Here is a 15,879-nt window from a genome sequence, read left to right as displayed (position 1 = left end):
ACCGAAGTCCCGGGGCAGCCCCCTTTCAGGCTCACCCCCGGAGGGCTACGCCTCCTTGCTCAGGTTCGGCCCGGCACCGCCGGCCGCCTGCTCGATCGGCGGGACGTCGGGGAGGGCCGACTTCTCCTCGCCCCGGAAGGTGAAGGTCGCCGAGTCGCCCTCGCCCTCGGTGTCCACGACCACGATGTGGCCGGGGCGCAGCTCGCCGAAGAGGATCTTCTCCGACAGGGTGTCCTCGACCTCGCGCTGGATCGTGCGACGCAGCGGACGCGCGCCCAGCACCGGGTCGTAGCCCTTCTTGGACAGCAGCTCCTTGGCGGACTGGGAGAGCTCGATGCCCATGTCCCGGTCCTTGAGGCGCTCGTCCACCTTCTGGATCATCAGGTCGACGATCCGCAGGATGTCGTCCTGGCTGAGCTGCGGGAAGACGACCACGTCGTCGACGCGGTTGAGGAACTCGGGCCGGAAGTGCTGCTTGAGCTCGTCCTGGACCTTGTTCTTCATGCGCTCGTAGTTGGTCTTCGTGTCACCCGCGGCGGCGAAGCCGAGGTTGAAGCCCTTGGAGATGTCCCGGGTGCCGAGGTTGGTCGTCATGATGATGACCGTGTTCTTGAAGTCCACGACCCGGCCCTGGGAGTCGGTCAGGCGACCGTCCTCCAGGATCTGCAGCAGCGAGTTGAAGATGTCCGGGTGGGCCTTCTCGACCTCGTCGAAGAGGACGACGGAGAACGGCTTGCGGCGGACCTTCTCGGTCAGCTGGCCGCCCTCTTCGTAGCCCACGTAGCCGGGGGGCGAACCGAAGAGACGCGACACCGTGTGCTTCTCGCTGAACTCCGACATGTCGAGGGAGATCAGCGCCTCCTCGTCGCCGAAGAGGAACTCGGCGAGCGCCTTGGACAGCTCGGTCTTACCGACACCGGACGGGCCGGCGAAGATGAACGAGCCACCGGGGCGCTTCGGGTCCTTCAGACCGGCACGGGTACGGCGGATCGCCTTGGACAGCGCCTTGACGGCGTCGACCTGGCCGATGACCCGCTTGTGGAGCTCGTCCTCCATGCGCAGCAGGCGGGACGACTCCTCCTCCGTGAGCTTGAAGACCGGGATGCCGGTGGCGGTCGCGAGGACCTCGGCGATCAGCTCACCGTCGACCTCGGCGACGACGTCCATGTCGCCGGCCTTCCACTCCTTCTCCCGCTTGGCCTTGGCGGCCAGGAGCTGCTTCTCCTTGTCGCGCAGGGAGGCGGCCTTCTCGAAGTCCTGCGAGTCGATCGCGGACTCCTTGTCGCGGCGGACGCCGGCGATCTTCTCGTCGAACTCGCGCAGGTCCGGCGGCGCGGTCATCCGGCGGATGCGCATCCGGGAGCCGGCCTCGTCGATCAGGTCGATCGCCTTGTCCGGCAGGAAGCGGTCCGAGATGTAGCGGTCGGCGAGCGTCGCCGCCTGCACCAGGGCCTCGTCCGTGATGGAGACGCGGTGGTGCGCCTCGTAGCGGTCGCGCAGGCCCTTGAGGATCTCGATCGTGTGCGGCAGCGACGGCTCCGCGACCTGGATCGGCTGGAAGCGGCGCTCGAGGGCCGCGTCCTTCTCCAGGTGCTTGCGGTACTCGTCCAGCGTGGTCGCACCGATGGTCTGCAGCTCACCGCGGGCCAGCATCGGCTTCAGGATGCTCGCGGCGTCGATGGCGCCCTCGGCGGCACCCGCACCGACCAGCGTGTGCAGCTCGTCGATGAACAGGATGATGTCGCCGCGGGTGCGGATCTCCTTGAGCACCTTCTTCAGGCGCTCCTCGAAGTCACCGCGGTAGCGGGAGCCGGCGACCAGCGCGCCGAGGTCCAGGGTGTAGAGGTGCTTGTCCTTGAGGGTCTCGGGCACCTCGCCCTTGACGATGGCCTGCGCGAGGCCCTCGACTACGGCGGTCTTGCCGACGCCGGGCTCACCGATGAGCACCGGGTTGTTCTTGGTACGGCGGGACAGCACCTGCATGACCCGCTCGATCTCCTTCTCGCGCCCGATGACCGGGTCGAGCTTGGACTCACGAGCGGCCTGGGTGAGGTTCCGGCCGAACTGGTCGAGGACCAGGGACGTGGAAGGCGTGCCCTCCGCAGGACCGCCGGCGGTGGCGGTCTCCTTGCCCTGGTAACCGGAGAGCAGCTGGATCACCTGCTGCCGCACCCGGTTCAGATCGGCGCCCAGCTTGACCAGGACCTGGGCGGCGACGCCCTCGCCCTCACGGATCAGGCCGAGCAGGATGTGCTCCGTGCCGATGTAGTTGTGACCGAGCTGAAGGGCCTCGCGGAGCGACAGCTCCAGGACCTTCTTGGCACGGGGGGTGAAGGGGATGTGACCCGACGGGGCCTGCTGGCCCTGCCCGATGATCTCCTCCACCTGCTGGCGGACCGCCTCGAGCGAAATCCCGAGGCTCTCAAGGGCCTTGGCGGCGACACCCTCACCCTCATGGATCAGGCCCAGGAGGATGTGCTCGGTGCCGATGTAGTTGTGGTTGAGCATCCGGGCTTCTTCCTGAGCCAGGACGACAACCCGCCGCGCGCGGTCGGTGAACCTCTCGAACATCGTTAATCGCTCCTCAGAGCGGTCAGGCAGTAAGGGGAACTTCCCCTCCCTGTCCTTCCGCAGCTTAGTCCCGCAAGCGGGGACCGCTCATTCCAACTGCCGACACCGTCGATGGCCTCCTGACCCCAGACGCCGACATCTGCCACAACCCGATGGTGCGAGACGATGTTCCCGCAGGCCAGGCACTTACCCCACTCGCCACTACGCCGATGGCGAACGTGAGGCGGCCCGATCCGCTCGTCGCCCCCTCCCACTAGGGATGTCTTACCCGCTGGGACTGACACTCCATGCCGCGCGCACCGGTTCCCTCCGCTATGGGCGAACAACCTTGCGCCTCCCCGCACCCCCGCACGCCTCCCTTTCCGGCACTCTGCGCGTCCACACCGCAACCCAGCGTAACTCGGGGGTTGTTTCGACTGTTGCACTTGGCATGGTTGGCGTCCCGCCCCAGGCACCGGTACCGGCAGTCCGTGATGCGTCCGTCGCCGCTTCCGGCGTGCCCGTTCCCCGCCGGCCGGCCGAAGCGGCCGGCTCCCGGGACCGGGTGCGGCGGTGGTACGAAAGCGTGCTCGGCTGGCCGACGGCCGCCGGGGCGCCGGTCCGGCTGCGCACGGGGGTCCGCTTCGACGTCCTGGACGTCCCGGCGAAGGCCGGTCACGCCGCGCTGGAGCGGCTCGGTCACCGCGGCACCGGCCCGCGGCGACCCGGATTCCCGGTGGCCCTGCGGGGTGAGCGGATGCTGCTGCTCGTGGCCGCGGGCGGCGCGGACGAGTTGCCCGGGCTGCTGGAGTGGCTGGAGTGGGGGTCCCTGCCGCTCGATCTGACGGCGGTCGGGGCGGGCGGCCTGGTCGACGCGCCGCTGGAGCCGACGGGCGGTGCGGGCGCCCCGGCCCCGGCTTCCGGCTCGGCACTCCCGCCGCCGCGTCCCGAGGACCGCGACGGCCGGCTCCGGCGGGGGGCCGCCGTCTGGCTGCGGCCCCCGGAGCAGGGGCGCGACGTCGAGGCCTCGCTGCCGACGCTGTCGGCCGTGGGCGGCGTAGGGTCCGCCCCCGATCTCGCCCGGCTGGTGCACACCCTGGCGACGGAATGCCACCGGTTCCGGCTCTCGCCGCCCCCGGCGCCGGTCCTGTGACGTGCGGTGCGGCCGGGTGATCAGCCGTTGGCCTTCTCGTACGCCTCGCGGATGATCGCGGGGACACGGCCGCGGTCGTTGACGTCGTAGCCGTTCTCCTTCGCCCAGGCGCGGATCGCCGCGGTGTCCTGGCTGCCGCCCGAAGAGGCACGGGCCTTGCCGCGTCCACCGGAAGCACGACCCCCGGTACGACGCCCGCCCTTCACGTAAGGCTCGAGAAGGCCGCGGAGCTTGTCCGCGTTGGCGTTGGTGAGATCGATCTCGTACGTCTTGCCGTCCAGCGCGAACGTCACGGTCTCGTCTGCCTCGCCACCGTCGAGGTCGTCGACAAGAAGGACCTGAACCTTCTGTGCCACCGGATTTCCTTTCATCGATAACTTGAGGGACCGGGCGTCCGCCGGCGTCCGCCGTATCGCCGTCCCTTGTTATAAGCAGTACTGCAGTACCTCGGAAAGCAAACCGCTTTTGCCGCAAAAACACAAACCCCCCGGCAGAGACCGGTAGCACCCCTCCGGGACGAAAAGATGCGCGTTTCGGACATAGGGAACCCGCGCACGGCGCATCGGTGGAATAAACCTGGCGAAGGACGCCTGTCGAAGCCCGTCGAAGCCCGTGACAGCCCGTCGGCGCACGGCGATCACAGATGCAGAAGCATCCGGCTGTTGCCCAGAGTGTTCGGTTTCACTCGTTCGAGACCCAGGAACTCAGCAACACCCTCGTCATAGGAACGCAGCAGCTCCGCGTAGACATCCGTGTCGACGGGCGTCTCCCCGATCTCGACGAAGCCGTGCTTGCTGAAGAAGTCCACTTCGAAGGTCAGGCAGAAAACGCGGCGAACACCGAGCCAGCGCGCCGTGTCCAGCAACTTCTCCAGCAACCGGTGCCCCACGCCGAAGCCCTTCAGTCCGGGCTTCACCGCGAGCGTCCGCACTTCCGCGAGGTCTTCCCACATCACGTGCAGGGCACCGCAGCCGACCACCTCGGCGTTGTCGTCCCGTTCCGCGACCCAGAACTCCTGGATGCTCTCGTAAAGCGTCACCATCGCTTTGTCGAGCAGGATGCGGTCACGAACGTACGCGTCGAGGAGCCGGCGCACGTCCGGGACATCGCTGGTGCGGGCCCGCCGGACGGTGATGGCTTTTGGCATGTGGGGACGCTATCGCTCACCGGCGTCCGGTACCGAACCGGGGCTGGGAGCGGGGGTATCCGGTCGGGTATCGGGCGCGGTATCCGGCCCCTGCACGATGCGGATGGCGTCTCTCAGCGCCTGGCGCTGTTCCTCGCTCATCATGCCGAAGAAGGCGATGAGGGCGGCGGCGGGGTTGTCGCTCTGGGACCACGCGTCGTTCATCAGCGCGGCGGCGTAGGCGGCGCGGGTGGAGACCGCCTCGTATCGATAAGCCCGGCCTTCCGCCTCGCGGCGCACCCAGCCCTTCTGATGGAGATTGTCCAAAACGGTCATCACCGTGGTGTAGGCGATGGACCGTTCCTGTTGCAGGTCTTCCAGGACTTCTCGAACGGTGACGGGGCGGTTCCACTTCCACACCCTCGTCATGACCGCGTCTTCGAGTTCTCCCAATGGGCGAGGCACGCTTCGAACGATAGTGGGAGATCCGGGCGATGGCGTGCCGGAACGTGCCGTACGTGGATGTTCGGCGTCAAACAGACACGAAAAGGGCGTACGGCTCCTCGTGGTGGGTGCGGGGAGTCGTACGCCTGTGGGCCGGGGTGAGGCCGGTCAGGTCTCGGGGTGGGCGGACGGCTGGCGGGCGCCCTCCGCCCGCGCGAGGGCGGCGTCGACGGCCGCGTCCTCCTTGGCCTTGTTGGCGCCGCCCTGGGTCTTCACGATCACCCTGATCACGCCGATGAAGAACACGGCCATGACGGCCGGGGGCAGGAGCGCGGAGACGTAGTCCATGGATCCAGGGTAGCCAGGCCGTCTCAGCCGGCGGCGAGGTGGTGCCGGGACGCGGACTCCGGCTCGGGCTCGGGCGGGGCGGGCTTGCGGCGGGGGAACACCTCGCCCGGGGTGGGTACGGGGCGTTTGGGAGCGGCCGGCTTCGGGGCGGGCTGCTGGGCGGGCTTGCGGGGCGGGTCCTGCTCGGGCTTCTTGTCGGACCGCCGGCCGCCGGGGAGGGCGAGGAGGAGACGGGTGCCGGTGCGCGTGCGCGCGGCCGGGAGGGTGACCTTGAGGGCGGCGGGCGGCACCTGGGGCGCGCAGCGGGCCAGGAGGGCGGCTGCGGCGGGGTTGCCGCGCAGGGCGCCGAGGGCGGCCAGGTCGTCCGCGTCCGGGCGGTGTCCGGCGGCCAGGGCCTCTTCCAGGAGCGCGAGGTAGCCGGTGGCGGTGCCGGGGAGGGCGGCGCGGTACCGGGCGAGGTCGGCCACCAGGAAGGCGCGCAACCTAACGCTCTCCCGCATCGCCTCGTCGAGCGACTCTGCGAGGTGGAGGCAGTCCCGGGCCTCCTGTGCCGAGACGGGGCTGGGCTTGAGGGCGAGGGCGAGGGCGCGCCGGAGCACACGCAGCTCCTGAGCGCCGAACGCCATGCCGCCGCGGGGTCCGTAGGGCGTGGGCATGCGGTGACGATACGCGCTAATCAGACAAACTCGGCATAAGTGGGCGGGGTGTGGCGTGGGGGCCACTCGGTTGCGGGTGCCTCCGGCGGTGGGGCGGGGGGGGTGCCTGCGGCGGACTGTGCGGGATCGGTGGGCGGGGGTGGGCGGAAACCCCCCGGCACGTCCCCTTCCCGCCGTACGCGGCCGACCGCCCGCGCGGGGCGGCCAGCCGCCGGGCGGGCGCCGCGCCATCGTGCGCGGCTGCGGGCGGTGGGGCCACGCCGCCGGGCTGCGGGCCGCCGTCCCGCCCAGCTGCCGCAGCTGCCCCAACTGCGGGCCGCCGTCCCGCCCAGCTGCCGCAGCTGCCCCAGCTGCGGGCAGTCCTGCCTCCCCCAGTGCCTGAACGGCCTGGGAGGTACCCCCAGGGCGATGAGGGTCCCCCCGCTCGAGCGAAGCCGAAAGTGGGGGAGGGCGGGCAGTGGGGCACCTCCCGCTCATGGGGCCCCTCCCGCGCGAACGAAGCCGAACGTGAGGGAGAAGCCGAGAGTGGGGGAGGCACCCCGGCAGCGCCGGGCCGCGACACCCACCCCCGACGCCCCACCCCCGGCGCCCGCACCCGCGCCGGGTGACCTGCGAACCCCGGACCGCGGAGCCCTACGCCGCCCGCACCCCGCGTCACCGCTACAGGCGGGACACGTTCCGCTCGTACACCAGGCGGAGTCCCATCAGGGTCAGCCACGGCTCGTGCTCGTCGATGACCGAGGACTCGCCCAGCACCATCGGCGCCAGCCCGCCCGTCGCGATGACCGTGACGTCGTCGGGGTCGTCGGCCAGCTCGCGGGCCATGCGGTTGACGACGCCGTCGACCTGACCCGCGAAGCCGTAGACGATCCCGGACTGCATCGCCTCGACCGTGTTCTTGCCGATCACGCTGCGCGGCCGGGCCACCTCGATCTTGCGGAGCTGGGCGCCCTTGACGCCGAGCGCGTCCACCGAGATCTCGATGCCGGGGGCGATGACCCCGCCGACGTACTCCCCGCGCGCGCTGACCGCGTCGAACGTCGTCGCCGTGCCGAAGTCCACGACGATCGCCGGGCCTCCGTACAGCTCGACGGCCGCCACCGCGTTGATGATGCGGTCGGCGCCGACCTCCTTGGGGTGGTCGGTGAGGATGGGGACGCCCGTCTTCACGCCCGGCTCCACGAGGACCGCGGGGACGTCGCCGTAGTAGCGGCGGGTTACCTCGCGGAGTTCGTGGAGGACGGAGGGGACCGTCGCGCAGATGGCGATGCCGTCGATGCCGTCGCCCAGCTCGTCGCCGAGGAGCGGGTGCATGCCCATCAGGCCCTGGAGGAGGACCGCGAGCTCGTCGGCCGTGCGGCGCGAGTCCGTGGAGATGCGCCAGTGCTCGACGATGTCCTCGCCGTCGAAGAGGCCCAGGACGGTGTGCGTGTTGCCTACGTCGATCGTCAGCAGCATGGCTTCTACTCCGCCGCTCGCAGGTCCAGGCCGATGTCCAGGATGCGGGAGCTGTGGGTGAGGGCTCCCACGGCCAGGTAGTCGACGCCCGTGGCCGCGTACGCCTTGGCGTTGTCGAGGGTCAGCCGGCCCGACGCCTCCAGGGCGGCCCGGCCGCCGACCAGGGCGACCGCCTCCTCGCACTCGGACGGGGTGAAGTTGTCCAGGAGGATCAGGTCGGCGCCCGCGTCGAGGACCTCGCGGAGCTGGTGCAGGGTGTCGACCTCGACCTCGATGGGAACGTCCGGGAAGCGTTCGCGGACGGCCTCGAAGGCCGCTGCCACACCGCCGGCCGCGATCACGTGGTTGTCCTTGACCAGGGCCGCGTCGGAGAGGGACATGCGGTGGTTGACGCCACCTCCGCAGCGGACCGCGTACTTCTCCAGGCTGCGCAGGCCGGGCGTCGTCTTGCGGGTGTCGCGGACCTTGGCCTTCGTGTCGTCCAGGACGTCCGCCCACGCGCGCGTGGCGGTCGCGATGCCCGACAGGCGGCACATGAGGTTCAGCGCGCTGCGTTCGGCGGTGAGGATGTCGCGGGTGCGGGTGGTGACGGAGAGGAGCCTGTCGCCTTCGTCGACGCGGTCGCCGTCCTCCACGTGGCGTTCCACCTCGAACGCGTCCGTGCAGACGACCGAGAGGACCGCCTCGGCGACCCTGAGGCCCGCCACGACGCCGGGCTCGCGGGCCGTGAAGTCGGCGGTCGCCACGGCATCCTCGGGGATGGTCGCGACCGTCGTGACGTCCACGCCGCCCGCCAGGTCCTCCTGGACCGCCAGGTTCGCCAGGTCCTCGATCTCGACGGGGTCGAGGCCGGAGTCCAGGAGGAGTGCCGCGAGGGCCGGGTCGAGGCCGCACTCCATGTAGGTGTCTTCGTCGGTGTCCGCGCCGCAGGCGCAGCCGTCGCCGCAGCCTCCGCCGGAGGCGAGGGGAAGGTCGTGGGTGTTCACTGCTGTCACTGCTCCTGGGGGCGCCGCGTCGGCTGGGGTGAGGGATTCGTCGGGGGGAATTCTGGCGTGTCCGTGGTGTGCACGGCGAGGGTGCGGTCCGGGTTCAGGCGTACGACGATGTGGCGGCGCCACATCGTGTCGTCGCGGTCGGCGTGGTCCTCGCGCCAGTGACAGCCGCGGGTCTCCTCGCGTCGGGCCGCCGCCGCCACCAGGACGCGGGCCACGCAGAGGAGGTTGGTGGCCTCCCACGTGTCCACGCCCGGTTCGGACGTCTTGCCGTGCTCGTGCAGGGCTTCGCGGGCCTCGGTGTGGAGGTGGTGGAGGCGGTCCGCCGCGCGGGTGAGCGATTCCGCCGAGCGCAGGACGCCGGCGCCCTCGGTCATGATCCGCTGGACGGCCAGGCGGGACTCGGGCGGGAGGAGGGGGTGCTCGGGCTGTTCGCGGTGCGGGAGGACGGCCGGTACGCGCGCGTGCAGGGTGCCTTCCGCGTGGGCCGTCGCTATGTCGGCGGCGATGCGCTCGGCGTAGACCAGTCCTTCGAGGAGGGAGTTGGAGGCCAGGCGGTTGGCTCCGTGTACGCCCGTGCAGGCCACCTCGCCGCACGCGTACAGGCCGGGGACCGTGGTGCGGCCCGAGGCGTCGGTGCGGACGCCGCCGGAGGCGTAGTGGGCGGCCGGGGCGACCGGGATCGGCTCGGTGACCGGATCGATGCCGTGGGCGCGGCAGGCGGAGAGGATCGTGGGGAAGCGGTTCTCCCACATCTCGGCGCCGAAGTGGCGGGCGTCCAGGTACATGTGCTCGGCGTTCTGCTGCTGCATGCGGCGCGTGATGCCCTTGGCGACGATGTCCCGGGGGGCGAGTTCCGCGAGGTCGTGCTGTCCCCGCATGAAGCGCACGCCGTCGGCGTCCACCAGGTGGGCGCCCTCGCCGCGTACCGCCTCCGAGACCAGGGGCTGCTGGCCCTCCGCGTCCGCGCCCAGGAAGAGCACCGTGGGGTGGAACTGGACGAACTCCAGGTCGCTGACCTCGGCGCCCGCGCGGAGGGCGAGTGCCACGCCGTCGCCCGTGGAGACGGCGGGGTTCGTCGTGGCCGAGAAGACCTGGCCCATGCCGCCGGTGGCGAGGACCACGGCGGGGGCGTGGACGGCTCCGACGCCGTCGTGCTGGCCCTCGCCCATGACGTGCAGGGTGACGCCGGCCGTGCGGCCGCCGGCGTCCGTGAGGAGGTCCAGGACGAGGGCGTTCTCGACGGTGCGGATGCCGTGCGCGCGGACCGCATCGACCAGCGCGCGGGAGATCTCCGCGCCCGTGGCGTCGCCGCCCGCGTGGGCGATGCGGCGGCGGTGGTGGCCGCCCTCGCGGGTGAGGGCCAGGCCGCCCTCGGTGGACTCGTCGAAGTGCGCGCCGGTGGCGATGAGGCGGCGTACGGCGTCCGGGCCCTCGGTGACCAGGGTGCGGACCGCCTCCCGGTCGCACAGGCCCGCGCCCGCGACCAGGGTGTCGTCCAGGTGCTGTTCGGGGGTGTCGCCCTCCCCCAGGGCCGCGGCGATGCCGCCCTGGGCCCAGCGGGTGGAGCCGTCGTCGAGGCGGGCCTTGGTGACGACGACCGTCCTGAGGCCCGCCGCCTCGCAGCGCAGGGCCGCGGTGAGGCCGGCGACCCCGGAGCCGACGACCACCACGTCCGCGTCGATGGCCCAGCCGGGCGCGGGGGCGTGCAGTCGTATGCCTGTGCTGGTCACGAGGCGGCTCCGAAGGTGAGGGGTGCGTTGTCGATCAGCCGGGTGGCGCCGACCCGGGCGGCGACGGCGAGGACGGCGTCGCCGGTGTGGTCGTCGCCGATCTCGGTGAAGTCGGACGGGTCGACCAGGGCGAGGTAGTCCAGCTCCAGCGGCGGGTCGAGGCGGGCGGCGTCGTCGAGCACGAGGCGGGCGGCGGCGCGTACGGCTCCCGGGGTGCCCGGGGACGCGTTCGAGACGGCGTGGGCGTCGGCCGCCGCGCGGGACTCGCCCAGGGCGCTCAGCGCCTCGGCACGCGCGTGCGTGGCGGGCACCTCGCGGGCCCGCGCGCGCAGCGCCTCCTGGGCGGCGTGCCGGTCGAGGCCGGCGAACAGCGCCTGGGAGAGGGCGAGGGCGGTGCGGCGCTCCCGGGGTGAGAGATAGCGGTTGCGGCTGGAGAGGGCCAGGCCGTCGTCCTCGCGCACGGTGGGGACGCCGACGATGTCCACGCCGAAGTTCAGGTCGCGGACCATGCGGCGGATCAGGGCGAGCTGCTGGGCGTCCTTCTGGCCGTAGAGGGCGAGGTCCGGGCGGGTGAGGTGGAGCAGCTTGGCGACGACGGTGAGCATGCCGTCGAAGTGGCCGGGCCGCGAGGCGCCCTCCAGGCGTTCGCCCATCGGTCCGGCGGTGACGCGCACCTGGGGTTCGCCGCCCGGGTAGACCTCGTCGACGGAGGGGGCGAAGACGGCGTCCGCGCCCGCCTGCCCGGCGATCCTCAGATCGGCGTCCAGGGTGCGCGGGTAGCGGTCGAGGTCCTCGCCGGCGCCGAACTGGAGCGGGTTGACGAAGACGGTGGCGACGACCTCGCCGTCCGGGCCGGCCAGGTCGCGGGCCGTGCGGATCAGCGTGGCGTGGCCCTCGTGCAGGGCGCCCATGGTCATCACGACGGCCCGGCGGCCGTGCCGCACGCGCGCGTGGAGTTCGTCGGCCGTACGCAGCAGGACAGGCGGCGGGGTGGTGGTCATCGGGCGTCTCCCTCGGTGCCGTCGGTGCCGTCGGTGCCGTCTGGGCCGCCGGTGTCGCCGGTGTCGCCGGTGTCGTCTGGGCCTGTGGTGCCGTCTGGGCCCGTGGTGTCGTCGTCGGTGGGGGCGGGGGTTCGCGTCGCGCCGCCGGGTCCGCCGGGCGTGGTCGCGGTCGCGGCCCCGGTCCCGGTCCCGTCGGCGAGTACCCCGAGGAGGTCCTCGGCGAGTTCCGCCCTCAGCAGGCCGTGGTCCAGGGCCCGGTCGGCGGTCGCGCGGGCCATCGCCACGTAGCCGGCGACCGCCTGCGGGGCGTGTGCGCGCAGCTCCTCGATGTGCGCGGCGACCGTGCCCGCGTCCCCACGCGCGACGGGGCCGGTGAGGGCCGCGTCGCCGGAGCGCAGGGCGTTGTCGAGGGCGGCGCCCAGCAGCGGGCCGAGCATCCGGTCGGGGGCCGCGACGCCGGCCGTGCGCAGCAGCTCCATGGACTGGGCGACGAGGGTGACCAGGTGGTTGGCGCCGAGGGCGAGCGCGGCGTGGTACAGCGGGCGCCGCTCCTCGGCGATCCACTCGGGCTCGCCGCCCATCTCGATGACCAGGGCCTCGGCGGCCAGCCGCAGCTCCTCGGGCGCGGTGACGCCGAAGGAGCAGCCGGCCAGGCGCTGGACGTCCACGGGGGTGCCGGTGAAGGTCATCGCCGGATGCAGGGCGAGCGGCAGGGCGCCGGCGCGCAGGGCGGGGTCCAGGACCCTCGCGCCGTACCGTCCGGAGGTGTGCACGAGCAGCTGGCCCGGCCGCACGGCCCCCGTCTCGGCGAGCCCGGTGACCAGCTCCGGCAGGGCGTCGTCGGGCACGGTCAGCAGGACCAGTTCGGCGCGCTGGAGTACTTCGGCGGGCGGGACGAGCGGTACGTCGGGCAGGAGTGCCGCGGCGCGCCGTCTGGAGGCGTCGGAGACCCCGGAGACGGCCACCGGGCGGTGCCCGGCGAGCTGGAGCGACGCGGCCAGCGCGGGACCCACGCGTCCGGCGCCGACGACGCCTACGGTGAGCCGCGCGGGGCGGTCCTTGGGGTCTGGCTGTGGGGTTGTGTTCACGCGACGGCGGCCTTCCCGTTCCAGTCCGCTCGGGGTACCGGACGATTTCTCGTCATGTTAACGCGATTGGTTCGGGGCACGTCCGGTTGTCCACAGGCTGTGGGTTTCCGCACTGCGGCCGGACACACGCCGCGGTGCGTGCCGGGCCCGCGCAACCCGGGTGCCCCGCCGGCGGCCCGCACGGCATGATCCCGGCATGAGCGATACGGCAGAGCAAGCTGAAACGACCGAGGAACGGTACCGGCGGCTGCGTGAACGACGCGTGGCCGTCCACCGCGACGCACGGCGCCTGCTCGCGCGCCCGGGGTTCATCACGTCCCTGCGGGAGCGCATGGCGCTGCTGGACGACGCCGCCGAGCTGTACGACCTCGACGAGCCCTCCGACATGTACGGCAACGGCATCGTGGCGGCACTGGAGGAGAAGACCGCGGCTCTGCTCGGCACCGAGGCCGCCGCCTTCTTCCCGACCGGCACCATGGCCCAGCAGGTGGCCCTGCGCTGCTGGGCGGGCCGCACCGGCAACCCGACCGTCGCGCTGCACGGGCTGGGCCACCCCGAGGTGCACGAGCGCGACGCCTTCAGCCGGGTCGGCGGTCTGCGTCCGGTACGGCTGACGGACGAGCCCCGGCAGCCGACCGCCGACGAGGTGCGCGGCTTCGACGAACCGTTCGGCGCGCTGATGCTGGAACTGCCGCTCCGGGACGCCGGCTTCCTGCTGCCCACCTGGGAGGAGCTGACCGAGGTCGTCGCCGCCGCGCGGGAGCGCGACGCGGTCGTCCACCTCGACGGGGCCCGCCTGTGGGAGTGCACCGTCCACTTCGGCCGCCCGCTCACCGAGATCGCCGCCCTGGCGGACAGTGTGTACGTCTCGTACTACAAGTCCCTCAAGGGCTACGGCGGTGCCGCCCTGGCGGGTCCCCGGACGCTGGTCGAGGAGGCGAAGGCCTGGCGGCACCGGTACGGCGGCCTGCTGTTCCAGCAGTTCCCCACGGCGCTGTCCGCGCTCGCGGGACTGGAGCGGGAGCTGCCCCGGCTGCCCGAGTACGTGGCCCACGCGCGCGTAGTGGCCGCCGCGCTGCGCGAGGGCTTCGCGGCGGCCGGCCTCCCGTGGGCGCGGGTGCACCCGGAGGTGCCGCACACCCACGAGTTCCAGGTCTGGCTGCCCTGCGACGCCGACGACGCGGGCGAGGCCGCGCTGCGGCAGGGCGAGGAGACCGGGACGATGCTCTTCTCCCGGCCCTGGGACGCGCGCGGCCCGGGGATCGCCTTCACCGAGATCGGGGTGGAGTCGGCGGGCCTGGAGTGGACGGCCGACGACGTGAGGGCGGCGGTCGCCGACTTCGCGGCCAGGCTGCGGTTCTGACCGCTCACGGTGTGGTCCGAGGCCGACGGCTCACGGGCTGGCTGCGGGCCGGCCCTCCGCGGCCGGACCGCGACTCCGATCACCCGCAGCCAGACCGCAAGCGCCGACACCGCGCAGCGGCACCGGCACACTGACCGACCTGCACCCGGGCCCGTCCCTGCACGACCTCGACCTACCCGCGACCGGACCGCAAGCCCGACCATCCGCGACCGCCCTGGGGCCCGCACCCCGCACGACCGGACCGCGACTCCGACGGCCCGCAGCCGACCCGCGGCACCCGACCGACCTCGGCCGGGCTGTGGTCCGGCCGCTCACGGCCGGCCCGCAGAACCGACCGTCCGCGACCACCCCAGCTGGCCGAGACCACCCGTGACCGCCCCAGCAGGCCCGACCATTCCGCGGCCGGTCCACGTCCACGGGCCTGACCGGGCACGCGCCGGCCGCCCGGGCCGCCCGGGCCCGCGGGTGCCCGGGCGTGAGGTCTCAGCCCAGGGGGCGCGGCCACAGGGACCGCCACCGACGCAGGGCGCGCCGCAGGCGGCCGTGCGCGGGGCGGCCGGCGAGCACGGCCCGGAACCGGCGGTGGTCGCGCCACTCGCGCACGACCTGCCGGTCCCTGCTCCCGGGCGCCGGCGGCGCGGGGTCGCCGAGCTGCCGGGCGCGGTAGGTGTCGAGGAGGTACTGCTGTGTGATGCTCATGGCGGATCGCCTTCTCCAGGGGACGTAGGAGTGGAAGTCGGGCTCCGCGGCTGCCCCGTGGCTCCAGACTGCGCCCGCGGCGAGCCGCGGTCCGTCGATTGACGGCGGCGGTCAATCGGCGGCGGCGTTGTCAGTGGCGGGGTGCACCATGAGGGCATGAGCGTGCGCATCGACATCGCGGGGCTGCGGCCGGAGAGGGTCGCCGTCGTGCCCTCGCCCCTGGCCGAGCTGGGCATGGCACTGCACGCCCTGTCCGAGCCGGGGCACCACCCGGGACTGCAGGGCTGGGCGACGGGCGTGACCGCGCGGCTCGACCCGCATCTGGCCGACCGGATGTGCGAGGCCGACTTCCTGTGGCGGACGACGTTCTCGGACCTGTTCATGCCCTTCGCGGGCGTGCCGGGCCGGGGCACGCTCCCCGGCGCCACCCTCGCCGAGGACCTGGACCTGCTGGACAAGCTGTCCGACGAGCAGTTCGTGGACGCGGCCCTGGAGTTCACCTGCGCGCTGCCGTACAGCACCGGAGGCGTCTCGGCGCTCGGCGACCCCGAAGCGCGCCGACGCGCGCTGGACCTGGCCGCCGCGCGGGGGCCGCAGCAGCTGCGGTTCAGCGAGCGGCTGCTGGCCGATCCGCCGCGCATCCGCGGCTGGCTGCGGCAGTTCGCGCAGGACTGCGACGAGGCGTTCTTCGCGGAGGCCTGGTCCCGGCTGCGCCACCAGCTCGCGGCCGACGCCCGGCACAAGACGGAGCTGCTGCGCCGCAAGGGCCTGGCCGAGGCGCTGGCCGCCGTGTCCCCGGCCGTCTCCCTGGACGAGGACGCCGCGCGGATCACGGTCGACAAACTGGGCGACGGCCGCTCGGCGACCGGGAGCGGCGGCCTCCTGCTCGTCCCGACCAGCCTGGGCTGGCCGCACCTGATGGTCCTGCACCGGCACGACTGGCAGCCGGTGCTGCACTACCCGGTCGGCTCCCCGGAACTGGCCTCGCCGCCGTCGGTCGAGCAGCTCACCCTGCGGATGACCGCGCTGTCCCACCCGGTCCGGATGCGGATCTGCCGCCACCTGGCCCGCAGCGCGTACACCACGAGCGAGCTGGCGCAGGCGCACGGCGTGACGGCACCGGAGATATCCCGGCACCTCGGGGTGCTGAAGAAGGCGGGGCTGATCACCACCCGCCGCCGCGGCCGGTACGTGCTGCACCAGCTGGACGTGACGGTGGTGGCGCGGCTGGGCAGCGACTTCCTGGAGGGCATACTCCGCTGATCACG

15 protein-coding genes are annotated in these 15,879 nt (G+C 72.8%); 3 read left to right on the top strand and 12 right to left on the bottom strand.

What is annotated here, in order from left to right; genetic code table 11:
* Positions 1 to 45: 45 nt before the first annotated feature.
* Entirely contained in the window at positions 46 to 2,571 is a 2,526-nt protein-coding gene (locus M6G08_RS10250; protein ID WP_272586858.1) for an ATP-dependent Clp protease ATP-binding subunit, read from the bottom strand.
* Positions 2,572 to 3,001: 430 nt separating this feature from the next.
* Here M6G08_RS10250 and M6G08_RS10245 point away from each other — a divergent pair, with 430 nt between their 5' ends.
* Positions 3,002 to 3,703: an SCO3374 family protein gene (locus tag M6G08_RS10245; protein ID WP_272586857.1), complete on the top strand. Its 702-nt coding sequence runs from the start codon at positions 3,002 to 3,004 to the stop codon at positions 3,701 to 3,703.
* A 20-nt stretch (positions 3,704 to 3,723) separates the two neighbouring features.
* Here the strand turns inward: M6G08_RS10245 and M6G08_RS10240 are convergent, their stop codons facing one another.
* The 10 genes from M6G08_RS10240 to M6G08_RS10195 form a co-directional block, all read right to left on the bottom strand.
* Entirely contained in the window at positions 3,724 to 4,059 is a 336-nt protein-coding gene (locus M6G08_RS10240; protein ID WP_272586856.1) for a histone-like nucleoid-structuring protein Lsr2, read from the bottom strand.
* Between the two features lie 281 nt (positions 4,060 to 4,340).
* A complete protein-coding gene (locus tag M6G08_RS10235; RefSeq protein WP_272586855.1) occupies positions 4,341 to 4,850 on the bottom strand; it encodes an amino-acid N-acetyltransferase in 510 nt (169 codons plus the stop codon).
* A gap of 9 nt (positions 4,851 to 4,859) precedes the next feature.
* On the bottom strand, positions 4,860 to 5,294 hold the full coding sequence (locus M6G08_RS10230; RefSeq protein ID WP_272586854.1) for a BlaI/MecI/CopY family transcriptional regulator: 435 nt from the start codon (positions 5,292 to 5,294) through the stop codon (positions 4,860 to 4,862).
* Positions 5,295 to 5,441: 147 nt separating this feature from the next.
* Positions 5,442 to 5,621 (bottom strand): hypothetical protein, encoded by a 180-nt coding sequence (locus tag M6G08_RS10225; RefSeq protein ID WP_073726719.1) that lies wholly within the window; start codon positions 5,619 to 5,621, stop codon positions 5,442 to 5,444.
* A 23-nt stretch (positions 5,622 to 5,644) separates the two neighbouring features.
* Complete coding sequence (locus tag M6G08_RS10220; protein ID WP_272586853.1) at positions 5,645 to 6,277, bottom strand: hypothetical protein; 633 nt, start codon at positions 6,275 to 6,277, stop codon at positions 5,645 to 5,647.
* A gap of 660 nt (positions 6,278 to 6,937) precedes the next feature.
* Entirely contained in the window at positions 6,938 to 7,735 is a 798-nt protein-coding gene (locus M6G08_RS10215) for a type III pantothenate kinase (protein WP_073726717.1), read from the bottom strand.
* 5 nt (positions 7,736 to 7,740) lie between these two features.
* Positions 7,741 to 8,721 (bottom strand): carboxylating nicotinate-nucleotide diphosphorylase, encoded by a 981-nt coding sequence (nadC, locus tag M6G08_RS10210; RefSeq protein WP_272591302.1) that lies wholly within the window; start codon positions 8,719 to 8,721, stop codon positions 7,741 to 7,743.
* Positions 8,722 to 8,726: 5 nt separating this feature from the next.
* A complete protein-coding gene (locus M6G08_RS10205; protein ID WP_272586852.1) occupies positions 8,727 to 10,460 on the bottom strand; it encodes an L-aspartate oxidase in 1,734 nt (577 codons plus the stop codon).
* Positions 10,457 to 11,461, bottom strand: a complete 1,005-nt coding sequence (gene panC / locus M6G08_RS10200; RefSeq protein ID WP_272586851.1) for a pantoate--beta-alanine ligase — start codon at positions 11,459 to 11,461, stop codon at positions 10,457 to 10,459. Before panC ends, M6G08_RS10205 begins: the two co-directional genes overlap by 4 nt.
* Entirely contained in the window at positions 11,458 to 12,549 is a 1,092-nt protein-coding gene (locus M6G08_RS10195; RefSeq protein ID WP_272586850.1) for a Rossmann-like and DUF2520 domain-containing protein, read from the bottom strand. Before M6G08_RS10195 ends, panC begins: the two co-directional genes overlap by 4 nt.
* Before the next feature lie 196 nt (positions 12,550 to 12,745).
* Between M6G08_RS10195 and M6G08_RS10190 the strand changes: the two genes are divergently transcribed.
* Entirely contained in the window at positions 12,746 to 13,912 is a 1,167-nt protein-coding gene (locus M6G08_RS10190) for a threonine aldolase family protein (RefSeq protein ID WP_272586849.1), read from the top strand.
* 483 nt (positions 13,913 to 14,395) lie between these two features.
* Here M6G08_RS10190 and M6G08_RS10185 read toward each other — a convergent pair whose 3' ends face one another.
* Positions 14,396 to 14,611: a hypothetical protein gene (locus M6G08_RS10185; protein ID WP_272586848.1), complete on the bottom strand. Its 216-nt coding sequence runs from the start codon at positions 14,609 to 14,611 to the stop codon at positions 14,396 to 14,398.
* Positions 14,612 to 14,767: 156 nt separating this feature from the next.
* On the opposite strand from M6G08_RS10185, the gene M6G08_RS10180 reads away from it, so the two are divergent.
* The gene (locus tag M6G08_RS10180; protein ID WP_272586847.1) at positions 14,768 to 15,874 is read left to right on the top strand and encodes a DUF5937 family protein; all 1,107 of its coding nucleotides are present in this window, start codon (positions 14,768 to 14,770) and stop codon (positions 15,872 to 15,874) included.
* Positions 15,875 to 15,879 lie beyond the last annotated feature (5 nt).

This window comes from Streptomyces sp. M92 (assembly GCF_028473745.1).
GTDB lineage: Bacteria > Actinomycetota > Actinomycetes > Streptomycetales > Streptomycetaceae > Streptomyces.
Note: the sequence above shows the minus strand (reverse complement) of the source record. Positions and strands in the feature narration are given on the sequence as shown.